Here is a 10,243-nt window from a genome sequence, read left to right on the forward strand (position 1 = left end):
CGCGCGGGCGCGCGGGGGTACGCCGGGTGGTCAGGCTCCCGGCGCACGCTACTGAACGCGCGTCAACAAGACAAGGGTGGGGAACCGCCGGCGGACGTCATGCGGACCCGAGGCCCGGCGCCACGATCGGGATGACGTCCCGGAACCGGCGGCGAGCGCCTCAGCCCTGGCGCCCCGCCCACCACGCGCGCAGCGCGGCCTCGGCCACCGCGGCCTCCTGCGGGCCCTCGTCCATCCGCAGCTCGAGGAGGAACCGGTAGGCCTCGCCGACCTCCCGGCCGGGGCCGATGCCGAGCACCTCCATGATCCGGTTGCCGTCGAGGTCGGGCCGGATGGAGTCGAGCTCCTCCTGCTCGGCCAGCACGGCGATGCGGCGCTCGAGGTCGTCGTACGTGCGGCGCAGCCGCTCCGCCTTCCGCTTGTTGCGCGTCGTGCAGTCGGCACGGGTGAGGATGTGGAGCCGCTCGAGCTGGTCGCCGGCGTCGCGGACGTAGCGGCGGACGGCGGAGTCGGTCCACTCCCCGTCGCCGTACCCGTGGAAGCGCAGGTGCAGCTCGACCAGCTTCGCGACGGCGTCGATCTGCTCGCCGGAGAACCGCAGCGCCTTCATGCGCTTGCGGGCCAGCTTGGCGCCGACGACGTCGTGGTGGTGGAACGTCACGGTGCCGCCGTCGACGAACCGGCGCGTGCGGGGCTTGCCGATGTCGTGGATGAGCGCCGCGAACCGCACGACGAAGTCGGGCACGCCCGCGCCGTCCTCGCCGGCGAGGCGCGGCTCGAGGTCCATCGCCTGCTCGAGCACGGTGAGGGAGTGCTCGTAGACGTCCTTGTGCCGGTGGTGCTCGTCGCGCTCGAGGCGCAGCGCCGGCAGCTCGGGCAGCACCCGCGCGGCCAGCCCGGTGTCGACCAGCAGCGCGAGCCCGAGACGGGGGTACGGCGCGCACACCAGCTTCACGAGCTCGTCGCGCACGCGCTCGGCCGAGATGACGTCGATCCGCTCCGCCATCGCGGTCATCGCCGCGACGACCTCGGGCGCGACGTCGAAGCCGAGCTGGGCGGCGAAGCGGGCCGCGCGCATCATCCGCAGGGGGTCGTCGGAGAAGGAGTCCTCCGGGCGCCCCGGCGTGCGCAGCACCCGGTGGGCGAGGTCGACGATGCCGCCGAAGGGGTCCTCGAAGCGGCGGTCGGGGATGGAGACGGCCATCGCGTTGACGGTGAAGTCCCGCCGGCCGAGGTCGCCGCCCAGGTCGGTGCCGTAGGCGACCTCGGGCTTGCGGGAGTCGGGGCTGTAGGCCTCGGAGCGGTACGTCGTGATCTCGATCGTCCAGCCGCCCTTGCGGCAGCCGATCGTGCCGAAGGCGCGCCCGATGTCCCACACGGCGTCGGCCCAGCCCTTGAGGAGGCGCTCGACCTCCTCGGGCGTCGCCGAGGTCGTGAAGTCCAGGTCGTCCTGCAGCCGGCCGAGCATGGCGTCGCGCACGGGCCCGCCCACGAGGTGCAGCTGGTGGCCGGCGGCGACGAAGCGCTCACCCAGCTCGTCGACCACGGCCCCGATGCGCTCCAGCTCCGCGGCGACGCGCTGCTGCACCTGCACCATCGACAGCTGCTCACCGCCCGCGGACGGGGTGGCGGCGGGGCTCGCGGGCTCGGTGGACACGACGGACCACTCTAGTTGCCCGCGCCTGTCCTAGAGTCGTCGCCATGCTCGAGCCGGTCGCGTCTCCCCCGCGCGCCCCGCGACCCCCGGCTCCCGGGCGTCCGACGCCGCCCGCGCCCTCTCCCGCGACCGCGGTGCTGCGGGCCGCGGTGACCGGCGTCGTGGCGCTCCTCGCCCTCGTGCTGCTCGGCCCGACGATGCCCGCGGCGGCGGGTGCCGCCGTACCCGCGCCGGAGGCGTCCGGGTCGGCCCCGAGTACGGCGGCGCTCGCCGCCGACGGCGACGGCGCGGCCCTCGACGTGCGGCTGCTCGACGTGACCCCCGAGGTGCTGACCACGGCGACCGAGGGCGTCGTCACCGCGACCGGCACCGTCACGAACACCTCGGACGACGAGTGGCGCGACGTCCGCATCTACCCGTTGACCTCGACCGAGCCGCTGACGGACGCCGACGAGGTGGCCGACGCCGCGGCGAGCGACGTCGACGACCCCATCGGCAACCGGATCACGGCCGAGGGCGCGTTCGACGACTCCATCACCACCCTGGAGCCCGGTCAGACGCGGCCGTTCACCATCGTCCTGCCGCGGGCGGCGCTCGCGGTCGGGAGCGAGCCGGGGGTCTACTGGCTCGGCGTCCACGCGCTCGGCGCGACCGACGAGGGCCGCAGCGGCAACGCGGAGGGCAAGGACCGGGTGCTCCTCCCGCTGCTGCCCGCGCAGCCCGCGACGCCTCCGGGCGTGCAGGCGTCGGTGGTGGTGCCGCTGCGCGAGGCGGTGCGCCACGCCCCCGACGGCTCCGTCGCCGACCCCGAGCGCTGGGCCGAGCTGCTCGGCGACGACGGTCGCCTGCGCCACGTCGTGGACGCCGTCGCGCAGCCCGGTTCCGGGCCGGTGACCTGGCTGGTGGACCCGGCGGTGCTCGACGTCGCCCAGCGCCTCGCCGCGGGCAACCCCGAGCGCACCCTGGCCCCGCCCGCCGCCCGCGAGCCGGGGGACGGCGCGACCACCGACGGCGGCGCCGAGGGCGACAGCGACGGGGGCGGTGGTGACGACGCCCCCGCCGCGGACGACGACCTCGCCCGCGACGCCGCCGCCTGGCTCGAGGACGTGCTCGCCCTCCTGCGTGCCGGGGAGCTGCTGGTGCTCCCGTACGGCGACACCGACCTCGCCGGCGCCGCCGAGCACCGCCCGCAGGCCTACGCCCGCGCGCGGCTCCTCGCCGACGAGGCGCTGGAGCGGTTCGAGCTGAGCGGCGTCCCCGCCGTCGCCCCCGAGGGCGAGGGCGTCTCGCAGCAGGACCTGGACGTGCTCGAGGACGACGCCGTCCTGCTGGTCGGCGACGACCGCCTCCCCACCGAGGACGAGGAGCTGGCCGTCGGCGACGAGCCCGTGCTCGACCTCGGCGGACGCACCCTCGTCGTCACCGACGGGTCGGCCGGCGGGTCCGACGCCGTGGCGACCGACGGTGACACGGGCGGTGACGCCGGCGACACCGACGACACGGGCGACGCCGGCGACGAGGGGACCTCCGCCGCCGGGGCCGCCGAGACCGCGGCGGCTCGTACGTCGGGGCTCGCCGTCCGCCAGCGCCTGCTGGCCGACGCGGTCGTGGGGGCGCTCGGGCCCGACGCCGCGTCGTACTCCCCGCCCGTCGTCGTGCTGCCCTCCGCGTGGGAGCCGGGCGCGTCGGCCTCCCCCACCGCGGGGCTCGACACGGGGTGGCTGCGGGCGGTGCCGCTCAGCGAGCTCGCGGCCGGCGACCTGCCGACCGCGGAGCCCGGGGACGTCGTGACCGACGCCGGCGCCGAGACGCTGCCGGCCGACGTCTTCGACCGGGGCCAGCAGCTGCTGGTGCGCGGCGCCCGCCTCGACGAGATCCTCCCGGACACCGACGCCGTGCGGAGCCAGGTGGAGCGCGAGGCCGCGGTGCTGCTGTCGTACGCGCACCGCAACGACGTGGCCCGCACCCGCGAGACCACCCAGGCCGCAGTCGCGCAGATCGAGTCGCTCCTGGGCGAGGTCACCGTCGAGGGCCCGCCGTCGGTGACGCTGGCGTCGGAGTCGGGGCGCTTCAGCGTGCGGGTCACCAACGGCCTCGAGCAGCCGGTCGCCGTCGAGCTGCGGGGCGCCGAGGGCGACCCCGTCACCCTCGAGGACTCCGGCCCGGTCGAGCTGCCGCCCGGCGGCAGCGCAACGGTGCTGCTGTCCGCGACCCTCGACTACATCGGCGTCTTCGACGCGCAGGTGCGGGTCACCGACGCCGAGGGCGTGCCGCTCGGCGCCTCGACCACCGTGCCGCTGCGCTCGACGGCGGTGAGCGACGTGATCTGGATCGTCATCGCCGTCGCCTTCGTGCTCCTGGTCGGCACCTCCTCCATGTTCGTGCGCCGCCGGCGTGCAGCAGCGCGGCGCCTCGCCGCCGACGAGACACCCGAGCCCGCCCCCGCGGCGGAGCCGGCGGACGAACGGACGGGCAGCACCGCGTGAGCTCACCGCAGGACCCCCCCTCGCCCCACGGGTCGTCCCAGGGGGCGCCCCCCGGCTGGGAGGACGACGGCTTCCCCCTCGACGAGACCCGCGAGCGCCCGGCACTGTGGCTGCCCGACAGCGGCCACGCCCTGCCCGCGGCGCCCGTCGAGGACCCGGCCGAGCCCCCGTCCGGCGGCAAGCACCGCGCCCCCGGCCCGGCCGCGGTGGGTGCCCCCCTCTCGGGCGACGCCGCCACCGGCGAGCTCGCGCTCGGCGACCTCGGCGCCGTCGGGGACCCGCGAGCCGAGGCCCGCGCCGCGGAGCGCGAGGCCGACCGCGAGGCCGACCGGGAGGCCGACCGCGAGCCCGGTGCGGGTCGCGGCGGCAAGCGCGCCGCCGAGCACTCCGTCGACGAGGGCGTGCTCGGCTCCAGCGCCGTCATGGCCGCGGGCACGATCGTGTCGCGCCTGTCGGGCTACGTGCGGGGCATCCTGCTGGCCGCTGCGCTCGGCACGCAGATGCACGCCGACGTCTTCAGCATCGCCAACACGGTGCCGAACATGGTCTACATCCTGCTCGCCGGCGGCGTCTTCAACGCCGTGCTGGTGCCGCAGCTGGTGCGGGCGATGAAGCACGACGCGGACGGGGGCGAGGCCTACGTCAACCGCATCGTGACCCTCGCGACCCTGTTCCTGGGCACGGTCACCGTGCTGCTGGTGGTGGCTGCGCCCTGGGTGATGTCGATCTACCTCGACGACGCCTTCGACTCGCCGCAGCTGGCGGCGCAGCGGGAGTCCGCCGTCGACTTCGCGCGCTACTGCCTGCCGCAGGTCTTCTTCTACGGCATGTTCGTGCTCGTCGGGCAGATCCTGAACTCGCGCGGACGCTTCGGCCCCATGATGTGGGCGCCGATCGCCAACAACGTGATCTCCGTGACCGTGCTGGTCGTCTACCTGACCACCTTCGGGCCCGTGGCCGAGGACCGTCAGAACGCCGCGTTCTCGACCGGGCGCGAGCTGCTGCTCGGGATCGGCTCGACGCTCGGCATCGTGGCCCAGCTGGTGATCCTCGTGCCCTTCCTGCGGGCCACCGGGCTGCGCTTCCGCCCGCGCTTCGACTTCGTGGGCACCGGCCTGGGCCGCACCTTCCGCCTGGCCGGCTGGACGATCGGCTTCGTCATCGTGAACCAGCTGGCGTACACCGTCGTCGTGCGCCTGGCGTCCGCCGGCACGACGGAGGCCGCGGCCAGCGGCGAGCTCGGCACCGGCTACTTCGTGTACTCCCAGGCCTTCCTCATCATGATGGTGCCCCACTCCGTGGTGACCGTGTCGCTGACGACGGCCATCCTCCCGCGGCTGTCGGCCGCGGCTGCGGAGTCGGACCTGCGCGCCGTCGCCGACACGCTGTCGAGCACACTGCGAACCACGCTCGCGTTCGTGGTCCCCGCGGTGACGCTCGTGGTGGTCGCCGCGCGGGACCTGGCGAACCTCATCTGGGGGTACGGCGCGGCCCGCGACTCGTTCGAGGTCTTCGTCCCGTCCCTCGTGCTCTTCGCGCCCGTGATGGTGCTGTTCACGGTGCACTACATGATGCTCCGGGGGTTCTACGCCCTGGAGCAGACGCGGCGGGTGTTCCTCGTGCAGTGCGTCATCGCCGTCGTCAACATCGGCGCCGCCGTCCTGCTGGTGCGCCGCGCGAACCTCTACGACACCGCGCCCGCGCTGGTGCTCGCCTACGGCTGCGCGTACGCCGTGGGTGCGGCGCTGTCGTACGCGGTGCTGTCCCGGACCCTCGGCGGGCTGCACACGGGTCGGACGGCGGCGTTCCTCGCCCGCCTCCTGCCCGCCGTCCTCGTCGCGGCCGCCATCGCCTGGGTGGTCCGGCTGCAGGTCGTCGACCTGCTGCCCGACCGGCCCTCGCCGGTGCTGGCCGCGGGGGTGCTGGTGGTCGTCGGCCTCCTCTACCTCGTCCTCGTCCTCCTCCTCGCGCGCCTGCTGCGGGTGCGGGAGGTGAACGACGTGGTGAGCACCGTCGTGCGCCGGGTCCGACGCTGAGCCCACGCGCGCTCGGCCGGCGTCCTACGATGGCCCGAGCCGATGACCAGACCGACGGGTGAGGAGGTTGCGGGTGCCGACGATCCGGCCCGGTGACGTGCTCGCCGACCGTTACCTGCTCATCGACCTCCTCGCCGAGACCGGCGACGGGCGCTTCTGGCGGGCGCACGACCGCGTCCTGGCCCGCCACGTCGCGGTGTTCGTCAGCCCCGCCGGCACCCCGCGCGCCGCGACCCTCCTCGAGGCCGCCCGCGGCTGCGCCCGCCTGACCGACCGCCGGTTCCTCCGCGTGCTGGACGCCGAGGTCAAGGCGGGCATGACGTACGTCGTCACGGAGTGGGGGACCGGCACCTCCCTGCTGCTGATGCTGCAGCACGCGCCGCTGGCCCCCCGCCGCGCCGCGTGGATGGTCGGCGAGGTCGCCGGCGCCATGGCGGCCGCCCACGCCGTCGGCGTCACCCACGGCCGCCTGGCCCCCGAGAACGTGCTCGTCGACCTCTCCGGCTCGGTGCGCGTCGTCGGCGCCCAGGTCGACGCGGCGCTGAAGGGGCTGCCGCCGGCCACGGAGCGCGACGACGTGCACGAGATCGTCAGCCTGCTCTACGCGGGCCTCACGGGCCGCTGGCCGGGTCGCTCCCCCTCGGAGATGCCCGCCGCCCCCCTCGACGGCCACACCGTCCTGCGCCCGCGGCAGGTGCGCGCCGGCATCCCGCGCGTGCTCGACGAGCTGTGCGACGACGTCCTGAACGCGACGGACCCGCCGCGCGCGCCGTACGACCTGACCACCGCGCGGGGCGTCGCCGACTACCTGCGCGAGTACGTCGGGGACCCCGCCGGCATGGCGGCCGCCGAGGCCGAGCGCGGCACCGAGGCGACCGGCACGATCCCGGCCGTCTCCCCCGCGCTGCTGACCCCGCTCCCCCCGGTGCTGCCCCACGACGCGCGCAACGGGGCGACCGCAGTGCGCCCGGGCGCGGCCGTGCCCGCCACGCCCCCCACCCCTCCGCCCGCATCGTCCGACCCGCTGTCCGACCCGCTCCCGGACCCGCTCGGCGCGCCCGCCCCCGCTGCGGCCGCCGCCCGGGTCGCGGACGCGCGGCCGGGGCTGGCCTCCTCCGCCGTGAGCGGCACGACGAGCGCGACCCCCGCCGTACCCCCGGCGTCGGCGCCGGCGCCGGCGCCGGCGCCGACGGTGACCGCGCAGCACGACAGGCAGCACGACGGGGAGCACGACGGGCCCCTCACCTCGACGGCCGAGCGGGCCGCGGTGACGGCCACCCCGCCGGCCGAGGAGCGCCCCGCAGGTCGGCCGCACGTGCGCGCGGCGCAGTCCCTCGACGTGCCCACGCAGGCGGGCGTCCCGATCTTCCACGAGGGCGACGAGGGGGAGTCGGGCGACGTGTCGTGGCTGGCGAAGCGCGCCGAGCCGCCGCCGCCCCCGCCCGACTTCGAGCCCCACCCCGAGCGCCCGCTCTTCGCGCCGGAGACCCCCGAGCAGGTCGAGGCCCGTCGGCGCGCCCAGGAGGCGAGCCCCGCGCCCGTCTCCGAGGAGTTCTGGCCCTGGGCGACCGGGCACACGACCGGCGCCGTGCTGCCGCACCCGGTGCGCGACCCCGGCGCCCGCAAGCGCACCGCGCCCGGCCGGTCGTGGCTGCAGCTGGCCGGCTTCCTCGGCGCCCTGGTCGCGCTGCTCCTCGTGGTGGCGGTCGTCTACCAGTTCGTCGGCCGCTCCGACGACGGGGGCAGCGGCTCCGACGACGCCTCGTCGGGGTCGTCGTCGAGCACGCCGTCCGCCGCGCCCGAGCCGCTGACCGGCCTCACCGCGACGTCGATCGACCCCGAGGGCGACGGCGAGGAGCGGGAGGGCCAGGTCGCCGAGGCGCTCGACGGTGACCCCGCCACCTCGTGGACCAGCGAGCGGTACTTCCAGCAGCTCGGCCCCGACGGCCTCAAGACCGGCGTCGGCCTGCAGGTCGACCTCGGCGAGAGCCGCGACGTCCGCGAGGTGCAGCTCGACCTCGCCGGCACAGGCGCCGCGGTGTCGGTCTACCTGGGCGAGGAGGCGGTGGACGACGTCGACGGTCTCGAGCCCGTCGCCACCGGCGCCGACCTCCCGCAGCAGGCGTCGGTGGCGGTCGAGGACGGCTCCGGCCGCTACCTGACCCTGTGGTTCACCGCCCTGCCGCCCGTCGAGGGCGGGTTCCGGGCCGAGGTCGCCGAGGTGCGGGTCCTCGGGTGAGCGGCAGCCCGGAGGGCCCCGACGACCACGCCCTCCTGCGCGCCCACGTCGCGGGTGACCCCGACGCGTTCGGCCTGCTCCTCGCCCGCCACCGCGACCGGCTGTGGGCGGTGGCGCTCCGCACGACCGGCAACCCCGAGGACGCCTCCGACGGGCTGCAGGACGGCCTCGTGGCGGCGTACCGGCGCGCAGGGACCTTCCGTGGCGACTCCGCGGTCACGACGTGGCTGCACCGCGTCGTCGTCAACGCCTGCCTCGACCGGCTGCGGGCCCGCAAGGTGCGGGCGGCCGACCCGCTGCCCGACGACCTCGACGAGCAGGCGTCCCGCGGGGCGGTGGTGGGCGCCCCGGTGCCGGCGACCGACCCCGAGCGGGCCGCCACCGACGCCGAGACCCGCGAGCGCGTGCTCGCGGCGCTGGCCACCCTGCCGCCGGAGCAGCGGGCCGCGCTGGTGCTGGTCGACATGGAGGGGTACGGCGTCGCCGAGGCCGCCGCGGTGCTCGACTGCGCCGTCGGCACCGTGAAGTCGCGGTGCTCCCGCGGACGGGCCCGCCTGGCGGCGCTGCTCGCCGACCTCGTCGCCGTACCGGCCGCGGAGCAGCCCCCCGCGCCGCCACGGAACCGTCCGGCGCCCTCCGGCGTCCCATCCCCGCGCACGACGCGCGGGCCGCCGGCGGACGCGCCCTGAGCCCGTCCGGGCCCCGCAGCGCCCCCGGGTCCCCGCGACGACCACCCACGACCGCCGAGGAGGTGACATGACCGACCCGACCGAGCCCGACGCCGACGCGCCGCTCGATCCCGCCACCGAGGCGCGCGTGCGCGGACTGCTGCGCGCCGCCGCCGAGCGCTCGCCGATGCCGGCCGACGTCGCCGCCCGCCTCGACGACGTCCTCGCCGGCCTCGCCGCGGAGCGGGCTGCGGCCTCCGACCCGGGCAGCTCGCCCGACCCCCGTGCCGAGCCCGCCCCCGAGCTCGTCGACCTCGCCGCGGCCCGCCGCCGGCGCCGCGTGGCCCGGGGCCTGCTCGTCGCCGCCGCGGCCGTCGTGGTCGTCGGGGTGGGGGGCACGGTGGTGCCGCGGCTCGGGGGCTCGGGGAACGAGTCCGACTCGGCCGGCGTCGCCGAGTCGGCGCCGCAGGACGCGTCCGCCGATGAGGAAGCCACGCCCGACTCCGCCGGTCCAGCGCAGGTCCCCGAGGCCGACGCACAGGACAGCGCGGTCACCGCGGTGGACACGCTCGCGCCGTACGCGGGCCAGGTCCTCGACCCTCTCCCCGGCGCGGCGCTCGACCTCGACGCCGACCTCGGACCCCAGGTGGCCGACCTCCTGGCGGCCGCGGCCGCGTCGCCCGCTCGCGCGACGTCCGCGGGCTGCGGCGAGCCCGGGCCCGACGCGGTGGGTGTCCTCACGACGTACGGCGGCACACCCGCCCGCGTCGACGTCACCGTCCCCGGGGGCGGCGCGGGGACCGTCGACGTCGTGGTGCGGGCCTGCGGCACCGGCGAGCGGCTCGACGCGCTGCGGCTGGCCCGCCCGTGACGGCCGGCCGGGAATCCCTCTCGCCTACGATCGGTTGACGACTGTGGCGAGGGCACCGGCCTCCGCCGTACCGACCTCAGGAGCCTCGACCCCCATGACCGACCAGACAGCCACCGCCACCCCCGCCGCCGGGGAGCCCCGCAACGTCATCGTCATCGGGTCCGGGCCGTCGGGCTACACGGCCGCGGTCTACGCCGCGCGCGCGAACCTCGCGCCCCTGGTGTTCGAGGGCTCGGTCACGGCCGGCGGCGCGCTGATGAACACCACCGAGGTGGAGAACTTCCCG

7 protein-coding genes are annotated in these 10,243 nt (G+C 76.7%); 6 read left to right on the forward strand and 1 reads right to left on the reverse strand.

What is annotated here, in order from left to right; genetic code table 11:
- Positions 1-160: 160 nt before the first annotated feature.
- On the reverse strand, positions 161-1,597 hold the full coding sequence (locus INN71_RS07205; protein WP_301800027.1) for a CCA tRNA nucleotidyltransferase: 1,437 nt from the start codon (positions 1,595-1,597) through the stop codon (positions 161-163).
- A 104-nt stretch (positions 1,598-1,701) separates the two neighbouring features.
- Between INN71_RS07205 and INN71_RS07210 the strand changes: the two genes are divergently transcribed.
- The 6 genes from INN71_RS07210 to INN71_RS07235 all read left to right on the forward strand — a co-directional run.
- Positions 1,702-4,143, forward strand: a complete 2,442-nt coding sequence (locus INN71_RS07210) for a DUF6049 family protein (RefSeq protein ID WP_301800002.1) — start codon at positions 1,702-1,704, stop codon at positions 4,141-4,143.
- Positions 4,140-6,179 carry a murein biosynthesis integral membrane protein MurJ gene (murJ, locus tag INN71_RS07215; RefSeq protein ID WP_301800004.1) on the forward strand — a complete coding sequence of 680 codons (2,040 nt, stop codon included), beginning with the start codon at positions 4,140-4,142 and terminating at the stop codon, positions 6,177-6,179. The genes INN71_RS07210 and murJ overlap by 4 nt, the downstream gene beginning before the upstream one ends.
- Positions 6,180-6,252: 73 nt before the next feature.
- Positions 6,253-8,418, forward strand: coding sequence for a protein kinase family protein (locus INN71_RS07220; RefSeq protein WP_301800005.1), 2,166 nt, complete (start codon positions 6,253-6,255; stop codon positions 8,416-8,418).
- Positions 8,415-9,107, forward strand: a complete 693-nt coding sequence (gene sigM / locus INN71_RS07225) for an RNA polymerase sigma factor SigM (RefSeq protein ID WP_277501665.1) — start codon at positions 8,415-8,417, stop codon at positions 9,105-9,107. The genes INN71_RS07220 and sigM overlap by 4 nt, the downstream gene beginning before the upstream one ends.
- Positions 9,108-9,174: 67 nt before the next feature.
- Entirely contained in the window at positions 9,175-9,957 is a 783-nt protein-coding gene (locus INN71_RS07230; RefSeq protein WP_301800006.1) for a hypothetical protein, read from the forward strand.
- 94 nt (positions 9,958-10,051) lie between these two features.
- Positions 10,052-10,243, forward strand: a 192-nt coding sequence (locus tag INN71_RS07235) for an NAD(P)-binding protein (protein ID WP_367619027.1), incomplete at its 3' end; no start/stop codon positions are given.

It is taken from the genome of Nocardioides sp. ChNu-153 (assembly GCF_030466625.1).
Taxonomy (GTDB): Bacteria; Actinomycetota; Actinomycetes; order Propionibacteriales; family Nocardioidaceae; genus Nocardioides.

Bases quoted from the DNA above. Each gene is read 5' to 3' on its own strand.
- INN71_RS07205 (WP_301800027.1), bottom strand. From the start codon at position 1,597: ATGGTGCAGGTGCAGCAGCGCGTCGCCGCGGAGCTGGAGCGCATCGGG.
- INN71_RS07210 (WP_301800002.1), top strand. From the start codon at position 1,702: ATGCTCGAGCCGGTCGCGTCTCCCCCGCGCGCCCCGCGACCCCCGGCT.
- INN71_RS07230 (WP_301800006.1), top strand. From the start codon at position 9,175: ATGACCGACCCGACCGAGCCCGACGCCGACGCGCCGCTCGATCCCGCC.